Annotated in this window: 13 protein-coding genes; 6 read left to right on the top strand and 7 right to left on the bottom strand. The window is 73.7% G+C overall.

What is annotated here, in order from left to right; translation table 11 throughout:
* The 6 genes from BF93_RS17175 to BF93_RS17150 form a co-directional block, all read left to right on the top strand.
* Positions 1-753: MFS transporter (locus BF93_RS17175; RefSeq protein ID WP_156954192.1), on the top strand; the 753-nt coding region annotated here is incomplete at its 5' end.
* Positions 754-892: 139 nt separating this feature from the next.
* Entirely contained in the window at positions 893-2827 is a 1935-nt protein-coding gene (locus BF93_RS17170; protein ID WP_038374324.1) for a D-apionate lactonase family protein, read from the top strand.
* 133 nt (positions 2828-2960) lie between these two features.
* A complete protein-coding gene (locus BF93_RS17165) occupies positions 2961-3737 on the top strand; it encodes an SDR family NAD(P)-dependent oxidoreductase (RefSeq protein WP_038374323.1) in 777 nt (258 codons plus the stop codon).
* Positions 3738-3858: 121 nt separating this feature from the next.
* A complete protein-coding gene (locus tag BF93_RS17160; protein ID WP_038374355.1) occupies positions 3859-4071 on the top strand; it encodes a heavy-metal-associated domain-containing protein in 213 nt (70 codons plus the stop codon).
* On the top strand, positions 4068-5183 hold the full coding sequence (locus BF93_RS17155) for a hypothetical protein (RefSeq protein ID WP_038374321.1): 1116 nt from the start codon (positions 4068-4070) through the stop codon (positions 5181-5183). Before BF93_RS17160 ends, BF93_RS17155 begins: the two co-directional genes overlap by 4 nt.
* A gap of 48 nt (positions 5184-5231) precedes the next feature.
* Positions 5232-7544: a heavy metal translocating P-type ATPase gene (locus tag BF93_RS17150; RefSeq protein WP_038374320.1), complete on the top strand. Its 2313-nt coding sequence runs from the start codon at positions 5232-5234 to the stop codon at positions 7542-7544.
* Here BF93_RS17150 and BF93_RS17145 read toward each other — a convergent pair.
* The 7 genes from BF93_RS17145 to BF93_RS17115 form a co-directional block, all read right to left on the bottom strand.
* Complete coding sequence (locus tag BF93_RS17145) at positions 7514-8170, bottom strand: response regulator (RefSeq protein WP_038374319.1); 657 nt, start codon at positions 8168-8170, stop codon at positions 7514-7516. The two genes, BF93_RS17150 and BF93_RS17145, sit on opposite strands and share 31 nt — an antisense overlap.
* Entirely contained in the window at positions 8167-9438 is a 1272-nt protein-coding gene (locus BF93_RS17140) for a sensor histidine kinase (protein WP_198025476.1), read from the bottom strand. The genes BF93_RS17145 and BF93_RS17140 overlap by 4 nt, the downstream gene beginning before the upstream one ends.
* A 34-nt stretch (positions 9439-9472) precedes the next feature.
* Positions 9473-11584 carry a serine hydrolase domain-containing protein gene (locus tag BF93_RS17135; RefSeq protein WP_038374317.1) on the bottom strand — a complete coding sequence of 704 codons (2112 nt, stop codon included), beginning with the start codon at positions 11582-11584 and terminating at the stop codon, positions 9473-9475.
* Between the two features lie 594 nt (positions 11585-12178).
* A complete protein-coding gene (locus BF93_RS17130) occupies positions 12179-12838 on the bottom strand; it encodes a YesL family protein (RefSeq protein ID WP_156954191.1) in 660 nt (219 codons plus the stop codon).
* Between the two features lie 275 nt (positions 12839-13113).
* Complete coding sequence (locus BF93_RS17125; RefSeq protein ID WP_051487148.1) at positions 13114-14049, bottom strand: carbohydrate ABC transporter permease; 936 nt, start codon at positions 14047-14049, stop codon at positions 13114-13116.
* A gap of 11 nt (positions 14050-14060) precedes the next feature.
* Positions 14061-15038 (bottom strand): ABC transporter permease, encoded by a 978-nt coding sequence (locus BF93_RS17120; protein WP_051487147.1) that lies wholly within the window; start codon positions 15036-15038, stop codon positions 14061-14063.
* Positions 15039-15067: 29 nt separating this feature from the next.
* Positions 15068-16705 carry a type 2 periplasmic-binding domain-containing protein gene (locus BF93_RS17115; RefSeq protein ID WP_038374313.1) on the bottom strand — a complete coding sequence of 546 codons (1638 nt, stop codon included), beginning with the start codon at positions 16703-16705 and terminating at the stop codon, positions 15068-15070.
* Positions 16706-16870: the final 165 nt, after the last annotated feature.

Here is a 16870-nt window from a genome sequence, read left to right as displayed (position 1 = left end):
CTGCTGCGCGCCGCCGCCCGCGGCGCCGGCCCCGCCGAGGTCGGCGCCGCACCGGGGCCCGCCGGCGCCGGCGCCGACGCCGTCCCCGCCCTGGACGGGCCCGGTCCCGCCCCGGACGCCGCCCGGCCCCCGGCGCGGCGGCGCGGGCGGCTGCGCCAGCTGCTGGCCGAGGCGCGCGCGAACGGCGCCGCGCGCTACGCGGTCACCGCGATCCTCACCGCGCAGATCGTCATGGTCGCCATCATGACCATGACCCCGGTGCACATCGCGCATCACGGCGGCTCCATCACGGTCGTCGGCCTCACCATCAGCTTGCACGTGGCCGGCATGTTCGCGCTGGCGCCGCTCGTGGGTCTGCTCGCGGACCGGTTCGGGCATCGCGCCGCCGTCGGCGGGGGCGTGCTGATCCTGCTGGCCTCGCTGCTGCTGGCGGCCCTGCGCCCCGATTCCACGGCCGGGATCGTGGTGTCGCTGATCCTGCTCGGGGTGGGGTGGTCGTTCGTGAACGTCTCGGCATCGGCCCTGTTCAGCGCGGTGATCACGGATCGCTCCCGGGCGTCCTCGCAGGGCGGCATCGACGCCCTGGCGAACCTGTGCGGCGCGAGCGCCGCCCTGGCCGCCGGCCCGCTGATGGCCGTCTCCAGCTTCTCCGTGCTGTCGCTGCTGGCGATCCTCGCCCTGGTCCCGCTGGCCGTGCTCACCGTGCGCGCCCCGCGCCGGAGCGCGTCCGCGGATCGGGCCCGCCCGGCCTGAGCGGGGCGCCGGGCCGCCGGACTCCGATACGCCCATGAACTGGTTGACCGCTCGTGGGCTGTGCCACTCTTGAGGCGCCTCGCCGCACGTCGGGGCGCAGAACGACCCGCACGACCACCCCGCACCACCAGGAGTCACCGTGGACTCGACCCCTCCGCCCCGCCCTGCCCCGGCGACCGATCCCCGCACCCGGCATCGCCACGGCCGGTGGACCTTCCGCTGCGAAGCCGAGGAGATCAGCGAGATCGCCCTGGACGGCGTCGAGCTGCTCGCCTCCGCCCGGCCCGCCCTGCGCGATGCGCAGTGGGAGACCATCCCGCCGCAGGTCACCGCCGAATCCTGGGCCGATGGGGCCGATGGGGCCGATGGGGCCGACGGGACCGACGGGACCGACGGGACCGACTGGACCGACGCAGTCGATGGGGCCGATGGCGGCGGCGCCGGAGGCGAGGGCGCGGACAGCGCCGGACCAACCGGTGCTCGCGACGTCCTGACGCGCACCCTCGAGGTCCGCTACGACGGCGCGGCCGGCGCGGCCCGTGCCACCTCCACCCTCACCGTCGGCGAGACGGAGCTGCGCCTGCGTCTCGTCCTCACGGCCGAGGACGAGGTCATCACCAACCGGGCAGGGCTCACCGCGATGCTCCCGCGGGAGATGGCCGGGCACGACGCCGTCCTCACCACGGTCGACGGCCACCACCGCGACGTCCGCCTCCCGCGGCAGATCGCGCCCTGGCAGCCGCTGTTCGGGATCCGCTCCCTGGCGCTCTCGCCCTCGGGCGTGCGCGCCCGCCTCGAGCTGACCGGCGACGAGTTCGAGATGGAGGACCAGCGCAACTGGACCGACGCGAGCTTCAAGATCTACTCGCGCCCGCTGGAGCGTCCCTTCCCGTACCGCATCCCCGCGGGCACCGAGGTGGTCCAGGAGCTGGTCCTCACGGCGCTCGACGCGCCGGCCGACCCCGTCGGGATCGCCGCCGCCGCGCCCGGGACGGATCTGCGCCCTCTCCTCGAGGCCGCGGCGGAGGTCCCGCTGCCCGGCATCGGCATCGGCGCGACCACGGCCCACGGCGCGGCGCTCACCGCCCCGCAGCCGGGCCTCGAGGCGCTGGATCATCTGGTCGTCGAGGTCAGCGACCGCTTCCCCCTCGAGCCGGTGCTGGAGTCCGCGCGCGCCGAGGCCGGTGCCGAGGAGCTTCCGGTGGACCTGCGGATCTCCGGCGCCGGCGACGTCGACGTCGCCGGGATCCTCGACCGGGCTGAGGAGGCGGGGCTCGTCGTCGTGCGCGCCGCCGTGTTCGACGAGGCCGCCCATGTCACCACGCCCGAGCTGTGGGAGCGGCTGCTCGGCGCCGTCGCGGGCCGCGGCATCGAGCCGGTCGCCGGGTCGCGCAGCCATTTCACCGAGCTCAACCGGCAGATCGCGGTGATCCCGCAGGCCGAGCACCTGACCTTCCCCAGCACCCCGCAGATGCACATGCGCGAGACCTGGCACGTGGCGCGCAGCCTCGCCGCCCTCGGCGACGTGCTCGCCTCCGCGCGGGAGCTGCGCCCGGAATCGCGCCTGCTGCTGGGGCCGGTCACACTGCGCCCGCGGGTCAACGCCGTCGCGACCGATCCGGGGCTGGTCGACCGCGCCGATGCGAGCGGCTACGGCGCGCACCTCACCCCCGGATCCGTCGATCCGCGCCAGCACACCCCATGGGCGGGAGCCTGGGCCGCTGCGGTGATCGCGGAGGCCGCCGCCGGCGGTGCGGAGTCGGTGTCCCTGATGGAGATGGCCGGTCCCCGCGGCGTCGTGGCCCCCGCCGCGGATCCGGGAGCCGAGGGCATGATCGCGGCGGCGCCGGGGGCCGAGGGCCTGTCCCCGGCCGGCCGGGTCATCGCACGGCTCGCCCCGCAGCGCGGCCGCCCGGTCCGGGTGCTGCGCGGCCCCGGCGGACCGGGCACCGCGGTGCTCGCCCTGGAGGACCTCGTGCTCCTGGCCAACGCGGGCCTGGAGGACTGGGCCGTGCGCGGACCGCAGGGGGAGGAGCTCGTCGTGGCGCCGGGCACGGTGCACGAGCTGGGCTGACCACGACCGCGACCCCGACCGCGACCGAACTCGCGCCGACACCCAGCAACTGGTTGACCAGTGGGTGGGCGGTGCATAGCCTGGGCGCACCTCCGTGCCGTCGCAGCGCGGGATGACATCACAGGAGATGGGCATGGATCGGACCGGTTCCCCGCAGGGCGGACGCCTGGCAGGCAGGACGGCGCTGGTCACCGGCGCCGCATCGGGCATCGGCCGGGCCCTGGCCGACCGCTTCCTCGCCGAGGGCGCCCGCGTCGCCTACGCCGACCTCGACCTCGACGCGGCCCGGGCGGCCGCGACGGGGGAGGGCGCCCTCGCCGTGCCGATGGACATCGCCGACGAGGCGAGCGTCGAGCAGGCCTTCGCCGCGCTCGCCGCGCAGGGCATGACCCCCGATGTCGTCGTCGCCAACGCCGGCGTGCAGCTCTTCGGCCAGGACGCCCCCACCGGAGACGTGCCGCTGGAGGCATGGCGCCGCACCCTGGACGTGAACCTCACCGGCACCTTCCTCACCCTCAAGCACGCCGTGCGGGCACGGCTCGCCGCGGGCGGCGGCGGATCGATCCTCTGCACCGGCAGCCCCACGGGGCTGAACGGGGAGGGCGCCGACTTCGCCGCCTACTCCGCGTCCAAGGGCGGGATCCATGCGCTGGTCCGCGCGACGGCGAACGCCTATGCGGCCGATGGCATCCGGGTGAACACCATCGTCCCCGGCTACACGGAGACGAGCCTGGTCACGAGCATCTCCGGCGACGCCGAGGCGCGGGCGGCGATCATCGGCCGGATCCCGCTGGGCCGCCCCGGCGCCCCCGAGGACGTCACCGGCATCGCCGTGTACCTCGCGAGCGACGAGTCGCGCTACGCCACCGGGGCGATCTTCCGCGTCGACGGAGGCATGACCACGCTCTGATCTCCGCGCCTCCGATCGGGAAGGCGTCGCCCGGATCACCCTTGCGCGGTACCCCTGAGGGGTATAGCCTGAGCTCGCAATACCCCCTAGGGGTACCTTTTCGAGAGAGGCGGCGATGACCATGGTGGCACAGGAGTACACGGTGACGGGCATGACCTGCGGGCACTGCGAGATGTCGGTGCGCGAGGAGGTCGGGGAGATCGTCGGCGTGCAGGACATCCAGGTCAGCGCCCAGACCGGCCGGCTCGTCGTGAGCGCGCAGGAGGCCGTCGACGACGCCGCCGTGCTCGCCGCGGTCGAGGAAGCCGGCTACTCGGCCGCCCGCGTGCGATGAACGCCGCCGGCCGTCTGGGAGTCTACGGCGCGGCCCTGGTGGTGGCGTTCGGCGGCGCCTTCGGCCTGGCCGGGGCGCTCGTCCCCGACAGCGCCGTGCAGGCGTGGCAGGACTCGGGCGGCGGGTCCGCCGATGCCGAGGGCCACGCCGCGGGCGGCCACGACGCCGGCGCCGGCGACGGCCCGACGGAGGGGCACGCAGGGCACGGTTCCGGCGCGGAGCCGGACGGCGGCGCGGACTCCGCGGCGCTGCCGGGCCTGTCCCAGAGCGCCGAGGGCTACCAGCTCTCGCCAGTGAGCGCCCCGGCGGCGCCCGGGGAGCCGGGGGCGCTGAGCTTCCGCATCCTCGGCCCGGACGGCGAGGCCCTCACCGACTACACCACCAGCCACGAGAAAGACCTGCACCTGATCGTGGTGCGCAGCGACGGCGCGCGGTTCCGCCATGTCCACCCCGAGCTCGCGGCCGATGGGACCTGGTCCCTGCCGTGGCAATGGGAGGAGGCGGGCAGCTATCGCGTCTACGCCGACTTCACCCCCGGCACCGAGGGGGCGGGCGGGCTCACCCTCAGCCGCACCGTGCAGGTGGCCGGCGATCTGAGCCCCGTCGTCCCGCAGCCGAGCACCGTGGCGGAGGTCGACGGCTACACGGTCACCCTCACCGGCGGCCTGGTCGCCGGCGGGGAGGGCACGCTCGAGTTCGCCGTCACCCGGGACGGGCGTCCGGTCACGGAGCTCGAGCCCTACCTCGGCGCCTACGGCCACCTGGTGGCCCTGCGCGAGGGGGACCTCGCCTACCTGCACGTCCACCCCGAGGGCGAGGCACCCCGGCCCGGCGTGACCGCAGGACCGGAGGTCGCCTTCGTCGGCGAGGCCCCGACCGCGGGCCGGTATCTGCTCTACCTGGACTTCCAGGTCGCGGGCCAGGTGCGCACCGCCGCCTTCGTGGTGGACGCCGAGCACCCGGCGCGCGACGGCGGGGCCGATCCGGCACCCTCCGACGGCGGATCCGACCCGGCGCCCGCCGAGGGCGGAGCCGACGGGGCGCCGGCCGACGGCGGAGCCGACGGCGCGTCGGCCGACGACGGCGGCGGCCATGGCGACCACGACCACTGACATGACAGCCCGCCGGGGCGACCCGGCCGGCACGGAGGAAGAGCGAGCATGAGCACGAGCGGGCCCCTGACGGGCATGGACGTCATCGAGCTGGAGGTCGGCGGGATGACCTGCGCCTCCTGCGCGAACCGCATCGAGCGCAAGCTCAACAAGCTCGAGGGCGTCGAGGCGAGCGTCAACTACGCGACCGAGAAGGCGAAGGTCACCGTCCCCGAGGGCTACGACCCCTCGCTGCTGATCGGCGAGGTGGAGAAGACCGGCTACACGGCCGCGCTGCACGCCCCGCCCGTGCCCTCGGGCGGGGCTGCGGGCGACGGAGCATCGGCCGAGGGCCCCGAGGCGGAGGACCCGGAGCTGACCTCGCTGCGCCAGCGGCTGATCGGCGCGGTCGTCCTCACGGTGCCGGTGATCGCCATGGCGATGATCCCGGCGTTGCAGTTCGAGTACTGGCAGTGGGCCTCCCTCGCGCTCGCCGCGCCGGTGATCGTGTGGGGAGCCTGGCCGTTCCACCGGGCGGCGTGGACGAACCTGCGCCACGGCGCCGCCACCATGGACACGCTCATCTCCATGGGCACCGCGGTCGCGCTGCTGTGGTCGCTGTACGCCCTGTTCCTGGGCACGGCCGGCACCCCCGGGATGACCCATCCCTTCGCGCTGACCATCGCCCCCAGCGACGGCGCCGCGAACATCTACCTCGAGGTCGGCGCCGGGGTCACGATGTTCATCCTCGCCGGGCGCTACTTCGAGAAGCGCTCCAAGCGGCAGGCCGGGGCCGCGCTGCGGTCCCTGCTGGAGATGGGCGCGAAGGAGGTCGCCGTGCTGCGCGACGGCGCCGAGCAGCGCATCGCCATCGGCGACCTGCGCGTCGGCGACGAGTTCGTGGTCCGGCCCGGTGAGAAGATCGCCACCGACGGCGTGGTCGTGACCGGCACCTCCGCGGTGGACGCCTCCATGCTCACCGGCGAGGCCGTCCCCGTCGAGGTCGGGGAGGGCTCCGCCGTGACCGGCGCGACCGTCAACGCAGGCGGCCGCCTGGTGGTCCGGGCCACCCGCGTCGGCGCGGACACCCAGCTCGCGCAGATGGCCCGCCTGGTGGAGGACGCCCAGACCGGCAAGGCCGAGGTCCAGCGCCTGGCCGACCGGATCTCCGGGATCTTCGTGCCGATCGTCATCGCGATCGCCGTGATCACCCTGGGCGCCTGGCTGGGCGCCGGCTTCGGGGCGACGGCGGCCATGACCGCCGCGGTGGCCGTGCTGGTGGTCGCCTGCCCCTGCGCGCTGGGTCTCGCCACGCCGACGGCCCTGCTGGTGGGCACCGGCCGCGGCGCGCAGATGGGCATCCTCATCAAGGGCCCCGAGGTGCTCGAGTCCACCCGCGCGATCGACACCATCGTGCTGGACAAGACCGGCACCGTCACCACCGGCACCATGACCCTGGCCGAGGCGGTCCCCGCCCCCGGCACCGATCGCGCCGAGCTGCTGCGCCGGGCCGGCGCCCTCGAGCACGCCTCCGAGCACCCCATCGGGCGGGCGATCGCCGCCGGCGCGGCCGATGAGGTCGGGGCGCTGCCGGTCCCGGAGGGCTTCGAGAACCTCGAGGGCCGCGGGGTGCAGGGCGTCGTCGACGGCGCCGCCGTGGTCGTCGGCCGCGCCTCCCTGATGGCCGAGCGCTCCCTGCCCATCGACCCCGATCTCGCCGCCGCGCAGGCCGCGGCCGAGTCCGAGGGCCGCACCGTGGTCGTCGCCGCCTGGGACGGGCAGGTGCGCGGGATCCTCGTGGTCTCCGACGCGCTGCGGCCCACCAGCGTCGAGGCGATCGCGCAGCTGAGGTCGCTGGGGCTCGCGCCCGTGCTGCTGACCGGCGACAACCGCGCGGCGGCCTCCCGGATCGCGGCGGAGGTCGGCATCGACGAGGTCATCGCCGAGGTCCTGCCGGCCGACAAGGTCGACGTCATCGCGCGCCTGCAGGGGGAGGGAAAGGTCGTGGCGATGGTCGGCGACGGCGTCAACGACGCCCCCGCCCTGGCCCGCGCCGACCTGGGGCTGGCGATGGGCACCGGGACCGACGTCGCCATCGAGGCCGGCGACATCACCCTGGTGCGCGGGGACCTGCGCGGCGCGGTCGATGCGATCCGCCTGTCCCGCCGCACCCTCGCCACCATCAAGGGCAACCTGTTCTGGGCCTTCGCCTACAACGTCGCCGCGATCCCGATCGCCGCGCTGGGCATGCTCAACCCGATGCTCGCCGGGGCCGCGATGGCGTTCTCGAGCGTGTTCGTGGTCGGCAACAGCCTGCGCCTGCGCGGCTTCCGCAGCGTCACCGGGAGCGCTCAGGAGTCCTCGGCCAGGCCGGTGCGGTAGGCCCAGATCACCGTCTGCACCCGGTCGCGGGCGCCGATCTTCGTCATCGCCCGCGTGAGGTGCGACTTCACGGTGCTGGTCTCCACGAACAGCTCCCGGGCGATCTCCGCGTTGGACATGCCGCGCGCCAGCAGGCGCACGATCTCGGCCTCCCGCGGCGTGAGCTCCGGCGGCGGCGCGGAGGCCGCCCGCGGGGCGCGGCGGCGGGAGAACTCGCGGATCACCCGGCGGGTGACGCTGCGGTCCACGAGCCCCTCGCCGGCCGCGAGGCGTCGCACCGCCTCCAGCAGCTCCTCGGGCTCGCAGTCCTTGAGGAGGAAGCCGTCGGCCCCGGCCTCGAGGGCGCCGAACACGTCCTCGTCCAGGTCGAAGGTGGTCACGACCAGCACCGCCGGCGTCCCGCCGCTGCGGCTCGCGACGATCTCCCGGGTCGCGGCGATGCCGTCGCCATCGGCCATGCGCAGGTCCATGCAGACCACGTCCGGCGCCAGGCGGCGGACGACCTCGACCGCCTCCCGGCCGCCGGAGGCCTCGCCGACCACATCCACGTCGCCGTGCTCCTCCAGCAGCACCCGGAACCCCATCCGCACCACCGCCTGGTCGTCGACCAGCACCACCCGGATCATCGGGCTCCTCCGTCCTCGGCCGACGGGCGCCCGGAGGCCGCCCCCGACCCCGCCCCTGCTCCCGCCGCCGGGCGCGGCAGCTGCAGCTGCAGCAGGACCCGCCAGATGCCGCCCTCGGCGGGCCCCGCCTCGAGCCGCGCCCCGATGGCCGCGGCGCGCTCGCGCATGACCGCGAGGCCCGTGCCCCCGGGGCCGTCCGCCGCATCGGGCCGCTCGGGCGCGGTCGCCGGGGCGAGCGGGTTCTCCACGCGCAGCGCGAGCATCGGCCCCTGCGCGTCGAGCTCCAGGCGCACGGGGGCGCCCGGCGCATGCTGGAGCGCATTGGACAGCGACTGCTGCGCGATCCGGTAGAGCGCGGCATCGACCAGGGGCGCGAGCTCCGGCACCTCCCCGCGCACCTCGAGCTGCACCCTCACGCCCAGGTCCCGGGCGTCCCGGGCCAGCTGCGGGAGGTCCCGCAGGCCCGCGACCGGCGCGACCGGACCGCCGGTGCGCAGCAGCCCGACCACCGAGCGCAGGCCGTCGAGCGTCTCCTTGCCCTGGCGGCGCAAGGACGCCGCCCCGGCCTTCGCGGCCTCCGGGTCGCGATCCACCAGGCGCTCGACGGCCGCGGCCTGCACCACCATCCCCGAGAGGTGGTGGGCGGCCACGTCGTGCAGCTCCCCGGCGATGCGGCGGCGCTCCTCGGCGAGGGCCGCCTCCAGGCGCACATCCTGCTCCCGCCGCTCCTGCTGCCGCTGCAGGCGCCGGTTCTCCGCGCGTCCGGCGATGATCACGCCGACCAGGAAGGCCAGCAGATAGGTGCCGCCGGCGGAGAGCGTGCTCTCGAGCATCGGCCCCAGCACCGGCCGCCCCAGACCCGCCAGGACGACGCCCCGGACCAGGACCTCCGCGGCCACCGCCGCCAGGACCAGCGCCAGCCCGCGCCGCACGGCGGCGACGGCGCCGATCCGGGCGATCACGAGGATCGTCGGGATGCCGCGGTAGGTCACCTCGGAGTCCTGCAGCAGGACGACCACCGCGACCTGCACCGCCACCACCGCGATCAGCGCCGCCCGGGGTCGGGTGCGCCACCACAGCAGCGGAACGGCCTGCGCTGTCGCGAGGACCAGCAGCAGCGCCCGCCGCGTCGGGTCCAGCGGGGCGAGCCCCTCCTCGGCCAGCAGCGGCAGCGTCAGCAGCAGACCGCCGAGCGTCAGCACCGCCGTGCCGGCCGCGAGCAGGGCGTCGCGGCGCCGCGCGGACAGGCCGGAGAAGGGATCACGCATGTCCTCCATCCTCCTCTCTGCCCGGTCCCTGCGCTCAGACGGACACGTCGAGGCTGAACAGGTGCAGCCCCCACGCCGACCAGGCGATGCCGGCCAGCGCCGCCACCAGGACCACCGCGCCCAGCACCCGTCGCCCGCGGCGCAGCGCCCGCAGCAGGGGACGGACCTCGGCCGCCGCCTCGGACCCGGCGTGCGCGCGTCCGGGGAGGACCGTGCGGACCAGGTCGACCGTCGCCGGCACCAGGGCGAGCACGCCGATCGCCTGCGCGACCTGGATGCCGCGGATCGCCGGGGCGGGCAGCACCGCGAACCCGCCCGCGGAGACGATCGCGACCGTCCAGCCGACCAGGGCCAGCAGGGCCACCGCCCCACCGGCGCGGGCGAGATGCGCCGTCCACGGCAGCGGCGGCGCCGGCACCGCGGGGGAGGTGCCCAGGACCCGCCCGGCCAGGCGCCGGATCGCGCCCAGCGGCCACAGGGCCAGCACCAGCACCAGGAGCACGGCCGCCGTCGCCAGCACCGGCAGCAGCAGCGCGCGGCCGGGCCCCACGGGCACGATCGACATGGCCGAGTCGTGGCCGATCCGCACCACCTCGCCGTCCTCGACCTGCACCGCGAGCTTCCGATGCCCGCCGACCTCCTGCCACACCCAGGGGGAGATCTCCTCGTACTGCTGCGGCCCGCTCAGCGACAGGCCGCTCGCGACCAGCCGGCCGTCGCCCACCGCGGTGATCCGCACGGGGGTCAGCAGCGTGACCGCATCCATGTAGCCGGTGGCCATGGCCCGCGTGGACTCGTAGCTGCCGGCGACCGTCGCGGCCCGCTCGACGGCGCCGCCCTCGGCCCCGGCACCCTCGGCTCCGGCGCCGCCGGCATCGGAGGCCCCGCCCGCGGCCGGCACGGTGCCGGGCCGCTCGGAGCCCGCGCCGCCGTCGGCCGGGAGATACCGGTCGGTGAACCCGGCGAGCAGGTCGTCGCGGATCGCGTAGGCGGCCGTGTCGTCGCCCGTGGCGTTCAGGCTGAGGAAGATGCCGATGCCGTCGTCCGGGTAGATCTCCAGGGCGGAGTGGAAGAAGTTCGTGTCGCCGCCGTGCCCGAGGGCCCGGTGGCCGGGGCGGGACTCGTCGAACAGGCCCAGTCCCATCCGCTGACCCTGGGCGAGGGTGCCCAGGCTGGATTCGTCCAGCGCCGGCTGCTGCATCTGCGCGAGCATCTCCGGGGAGAGGATCGGCTCCCCGGAGCTCTGCCCGAGCAGGGCGAGCAGGAACCGGCCCATGTCCTCGCCCGAGGCGCTCATGGCGCCCGCCGGGGAGGCGGGGATGATCTCGAAGTCCTGCGCGGGGCCGTCGGCCGTGACGTATCCGGAGGCGAGCTGCGGGGCGAGCGCGTCGGGGACGGGCTGCGCGAAGGTCGACGCGGACATCCCGGCCGGGGCGAACACATGCTCCTGGACGTACTGCTCGAAGGGCACGCCGGTGGTCTCCTCGACGATGTATCCCGCCAGCGCGAGGCCGTAGTTGGAGTACGCCGGGGTGGTGCCGGGGGCGTAGATCTGCGTGGGCGGCTCGTGCCGGACGTACTCCTCGAGGGAGAACTCCTCGCCCTCGGCCACGAAGAGCCCCTCGAGGTGCTCCTCGAAGCCGGCGGTGTGGGTGAGCAGGTGGCGCAGGGTGATGTCGCCGTCGAAGCGCCGCTCCAGCGGCACGTCGACGTACGTGCTCACGTCCTCGTCGAGGTCCAGCTCGCCCGCCTCGACCAGCTGCAGCACGGCGACGTCGGTGGCGAGCTTGGAGACGGAGCCGACCCGGAACAGGGACGATGCGGGATCCACCGGGACGGCGGGGGCATCGGCCGTGGCGGTGCGCGCCTCGCCGTAGCCGCGGCTGGTGAGGATCCGCCCGTCCTGGACGACGGTGACGACGGCGCCGGGGACGCCTCCGTTCTCGAGGGCCACCGGCAGCCGGCCGTCCAGCCAGGCGTTCACGTCCTGCTCGGTGAGGCCGACGGGGGAGGCGGGCTCGGCCGCCCGCGGCGCCGGCAGCGTCCCGGGTGCGGCACCGCCGGTGGCGCCCGCGCACCCGGCCAGCACGGCCACGCCGACGATCAGCAGCGCCAGCAGTCCTCTCGCGCGATGGACGACGTTCATGACCAGCCCCTTCTCTCCGCGGCCCGTGACGGGGCTTCGCCCGGGTCCGCCTGCCGTCCATCCTTCCGGCGCGGGCCCCGGGGCACATCGGGCGCAGGGCGGCACTGCGATGTCGACCTCCGATGGAGGCCGCCCCCGACCCCCGGCGCAACCGGCGACGGGAGCGCGCGGCGCGGCCGCCGGGCTGGCCGCGACCGGGACGGCGGCGGCCGGGTCGGCGGCGGCCGGGTCGGCGGCGACGGGAGCGGCGGCTGACGTGGTCCTCGGCGCGAGGCGCGGGGGGCGTGATGCTCTGCACCGGCTCGATCGGGCGCTCGCCGGGTCGGCCGGGGAAACGATCGGAGTGATGCCGTCGCTACGCGAACCAGCGGAGTGATGCCGGTGAAACGATCGGAGTGATCCCGTCGCTACGCGAACCGCCGGAGTGATTCCGTCGCTACCCGGCGAGGTAGCGACGGAATCACTCCGCTCGATGACGTAGCGACGGGATCACTCCGCTCGATGAGCTCGCGACGGGAGGGTCCGCCGGATTGCGTCGCGACGGGGTCGCTCCGCGGGGTCACCGGCGCCGCGGCGCCCGCGCCGGGGCGGGACTCACGTGCGGGGCAGGACGCCGGATCGCCAGATGAGCATGCTGACCGCCCAGAACGGCAGGGCCAGTCCGAACACCGGCACCAGGCCGGGGATCGACTGCCACACCCAGACGCTCGCCATCAGCACGGCGGCGATCGAGAGGGTCAGCGGCAGGCGGGTGACCAGCAGCGACAGCGTCATCCGCCAGATCCGCGGGAGGGGGTCGTCGAAGTGCGCGGCCAGCGGCCAGACGACGATGCTGAGCAGCGCCGTCACGATGGTCAGGGCGACGACGACCCCGCTGATCCAGGGCGCCGCGGCGCCGAGGTCCAGGGCCCCGCCGCCATGGGCCGCCGTCGAGGAGCCGCCGCCGATGGCGCCGGTGAGGATCCATCGGTCGAGGGCGATGACGGCCCAGCCCAGCACCAGCACCGCCCCGATCCGGTTCGCCCGGCCCAGCTCGGCGCGCCAGGCAGACCAGAAGGCGCGCCACAGGCCGGGGCGCGGCGGCGTGTCCTCGCCGGCGCGCTCGCGGGCGGCCTCGCGCTGGTCCTCGCGCAGCACGGCGTGGACGGCGGCGGTCGCCGGGAACAGCCCCGCGACCACGAGACCGGCCAGCGTGCCGGCGATCCACAGCAGGTGCAGCAGGAACAGGCGCAGCCCCAGCTCGCCGAGGCCCATATGCCAGCGGACCAGGCCCGCGGTGAGGCGCCGCCCGCCCGGCTCCGTGCTCTCCGACCGCCCTGCGCTCTCCGACCGCCCTGCGCTCTCCGACGGCCCTGCGCTCTCCGACCGCCATGCGCTCGCCGCCCTGCCCGCGCCCTTCGTCGTCTCCGCATCCTTCGCCCGCCCCGTGCCTTCCGCGCGGGCCGCGGCGCCCTCCGTGCGGGCCGCGGCGATCGCTGCGGCCGCGGAGGGAGCCGGGGCGGGGGACGGAGCGGAATGCAGGGCGGTCATCAGCCCTTCACCGATCCGATCATGACGCCCTTCTCGAAGTACTTCTGCAGGAAGGGATACAGGATGATGACTGGCAGGGTGGAGACGATGATGACGCCGTACTTGATCTGGTCGGCGTACTGCTGCCCGTAGGCGCCGCCGCTGCCGCCCGCGCCCCCGGCGCCGCCGGAGAATGCCTGGTTGGACAGGAGGATGTCGCGCAGGACGATCTGCAGCGGCTGCTTGTCGTAGTCGCGCACGAAGATCAGGCCGGTGAAGAAGTCGTTCCAGTGCTGCACCAGGTAGTACAGGCCGATGACGGAGATGAGCGCCTTCGACAGCGGCAGCGCGATGGTGAGGAAGAAGCGGAAGTAGTCCACGCCGTCGAGCATCGCCGCCTCGAACAGCTCCTCGGGCAGGGAGGCCTCGAAGAACGACCGGGCGATGATGAGGTTGAAGACGTTCACGGCCGAGGGGAGGATGAACACCAGCCAGTTGTCCAGCAGGCCCAGGTCCTTGTACAGCAGGTAGGTGGGGATGAGCCCGCCGCTGAAGAACATCGTGAAGGCCAGTCCCAGCATGATCGGACGGCGGGGCCGGAACTCGCGCCGCGAGAGCGCATAGGCCGCGGGCAGCGTCACCGCGAGGTTCAGGGCCGTGCCCACGATCGAGTAGATCAGCGTGTTGCGGTATCCCGTCCAGATGCGGGAGTCGGCGAGGATCTGCTCGTAGCCGAACAGGCTGATGCCCTTGGGGAGGAAGGCGACGCGGCCGGTGGCGACGGCGGTCGGGTCGCTGATCGAGGCGATGGCGACGAAGTAGATCGGGTACAGCGTCGCGAACAGGACGGCCGCGCAGATCAGCGTGACGATGATGGCGAAGGGGATGTCGCTGCGGGAGATGCCGATCCGGCGGCGCCGCAGCGGGGCGGTCGCGGGGGAGATGGTGGTGGACATGGGGGCCTCCTTCACCACAGGGACGTGTCGGAGGCGCGCTTGGCGATCTGGTTCGCCAGCACGAGGAATCCGAAGTTGATGACGGTGTTGAACAGGCCGATGGCCGTCGAGTAGCTGAACTGGCTGCTCAGGATGCCGATCTTGTAGGTGTAGGTCGAGATGACCTCGGAGACCGGCAGGTTGAGCGTGTTCTGCATGAGGAACACCTTCTCGAAGCCCGTGTTGAGCACGCCGCCCATGTTGAGGATCAGCAGGATGACCATCGTCGGCACCAGCGCGGGGATGTCCACGTGGCGGATGATCTGCAGCTTCGAGGCGCCGTCGATCTTCGCCGCCTCGTACAGGTGCGTGGACACGCCCGCGAGGGCCGCGAGATAGATGATCGAGTTCCAGCCCGTGTGCTGCCAGACCTCGCTGATCACGTACACCGGCACGAACGTCGAGGTCGATCCCAGGAAGTTCACGCCGTCGATCCCGAAGAACGCGAGGACGCGGGTGATGAGGCCGCTGGTGGGGGAGAGGAACACCTGCAGCATGCCGACGATCACGACGATCGAGATGAAGTGCGGCAGGTACGTGATCGTCTGGACGGCGCGCTTGATGCGGCTGCGGAGGATCTGGTTGATCACCAGCGCCAGGAAGATCGGGGTGATGAAGCCCAGCACCAGCGTCGCCATCGAGATGACGACGGTGTTGCGCATGAGGTCCCAGAACAGCGGGGACTCGAAGAACGGGATGAAGTACTTCAGCCCCACCCATTTGCCGCCGGTGAGGCCGGCGGTGAAGTCGAACTCGCGGAACGCCAGCTGGATCCCGTACATCGGCACGTACGCAAACACGATGACGAAGCCGAGCGCGGGGGCGAGCATCGCCCACAGCTGCCAGTAGCGGGCCACGTGCCGGCGCAGCCGCGCGCCCCGGCCGGGGGCGGGCGCGGGCGGCGCGGCGGTGTCGGGCGCCGGGGCGGGGGTGTCGGTGCGGACGCTCATGGCGATCCCTCCTGCCGGGTCATGGCGGCTCAGCCCTTCGAGGCCATGTAGTCGTCGTAGTACTTCTGCATGGTGGCGATGTTCTGGTCGACCCCGGACTCCTGGCAGGTGGCGACGTAGGCGTCCCACTCCTCGTCGATGCTGCTGCCGCCGGTGATCCACTCCGCGAACTTGGTCATCGTGGTGTTCATGAGGGTGGTGTTGACCAGGGACATGGCGTTGAGGTCCTCGGCGCTCATCTTGATGAACAGGCCGGGGTAGACGTCCTTGTCGAGGTCCATGTTGTCGATGCCCTCCTGCAGCGGCACCGACTCGTCGATGGCCTCCTGCAGGTCGGCGGGCAGCTCGACCTCGATGTCGTCGCGGATCCACACCGGGCCGTTGTCGGCGAGGGTGGAGGTCCACTTCCAGGTGGACGGGTCGGTGCCGTCGGCCGCGGGCAGGACCTTGTACGAGGAGTCGCCGGTCTTCTCGATGTTGGGGCCGATGTCCCCGAAGAGCACCTGGATCGACATGTCCTGGTCGTAGAAGGCGTTGATGGCCTTCAGGGCCGCCTCCTTGTTCTTCGACGTCGCCGAGAGCACCACCTGGTTGCCGGGGAAGTTCTCGCCGTACTGGTCGTAGGACCAGGTCACGGGGTCGGACTGGTCGGCGGACATCTTCAGCACGGGCATCGCCTCGTACTGCTCGGCGATGTCGGGGCCGAAGCGATCCGAGCGGGTCCAGCCCCAGGTGAAGCCGACGGTCGCCGTACCGTCGCCGGGGCCGCGGCCCACGGACTGGTAGGCCGAGTAGTCCTGGGTCATGACCTCGCCGGAGATCAGGCCGGCGGCCTGGCAGCGGGCCAGGAAGGCGACGACCTCCTTGTAGCGCTCGTCCATCATGAAGTTGCCGACCGTGCCGTCCTGGAGGAAGTAGCCCTGGCCTCCGCCGCCGCTGATGGGCAGGCCGGTCGAGCCCAGCAGGAGGATCGCCTGGAAGTACCCGAAGCCGCCGGTGCCCACGGGGCTCCAGTCCATCGGGATGACCGCCTGGCCGGTGCCGGTGGGGTCGCCGTCCTTGAAGGCGACCAGCACGTCGAACAGCTCGTCCCAGGTGGTGGGCATCTGCAGGCCCAGGGCGTCCAGCCACTGGCGGTTGATGTACTGGTGCTGGACGGTCGGCGGCCAGAAGCGCTTGTAGCCGGGGATCGAGTAGATCTCCCCGCCGGCCTGGGTGGCCAGCGCCTTCAGCTCGGGCTTCGCCTCGAACATGGCCTGCACGTTGGGCAGGGACGGGAGGTCCTCGGTGAGGTCCTGGAAGAGCGTGCCGTAGGTGGCGAGGTCCGAGTCGTTGATGGCCTGGGTGCCGACGATGAGGTCGGGGACGTCGCCGGCGGCGAGCATGGTCGACTTCTTCTGGTCCCAGTCGGCGGAGACCTCCTCCCAGACGATGGGGATGCCGGCGGCCTCCTCGAGCTGCTTCGTCCAGGCCATCTCGGCCATCGGCTTGGTCAGGGCGTGCTTGGTCACGAGGATCCGCAGCTCGCCCTCCTGCGAGCTGGCGTTGCCGCCGCCGCAGGCGGTCAGGCCGAGGGTGCTGCCGACGGCCGCGGTCGCGGCGAGGCCGCCGAGGACGCCGCGGCGGCTGGGGCGGAACCTGGCAGGGATGGGTGCGGTGAAGGACATCGTCGTCTCCTGTGGGGTGGGCCGTCTGCGGCCGATGGGTGCTGAGGCGGGAGCCTCGGTCTGCGGGATGATCTGCGGTGATGCTGTCCTGCAAGGGGTGGCGCCGGGTCGGCGTCGGGTGCTGCGGGTCGGTCGGGACCGGTGGGGCGGGGCGGGGGCGGCCCG

It is taken from the genome of Brachybacterium phenoliresistens (assembly GCF_000576425.1).
GTDB classification, from domain to species: Bacteria; Actinomycetota; Actinomycetes; order Actinomycetales; family Dermabacteraceae; genus Brachybacterium; species Brachybacterium phenoliresistens.
This window is presented reverse-complemented; position numbering and strand designations above follow the sequence as displayed.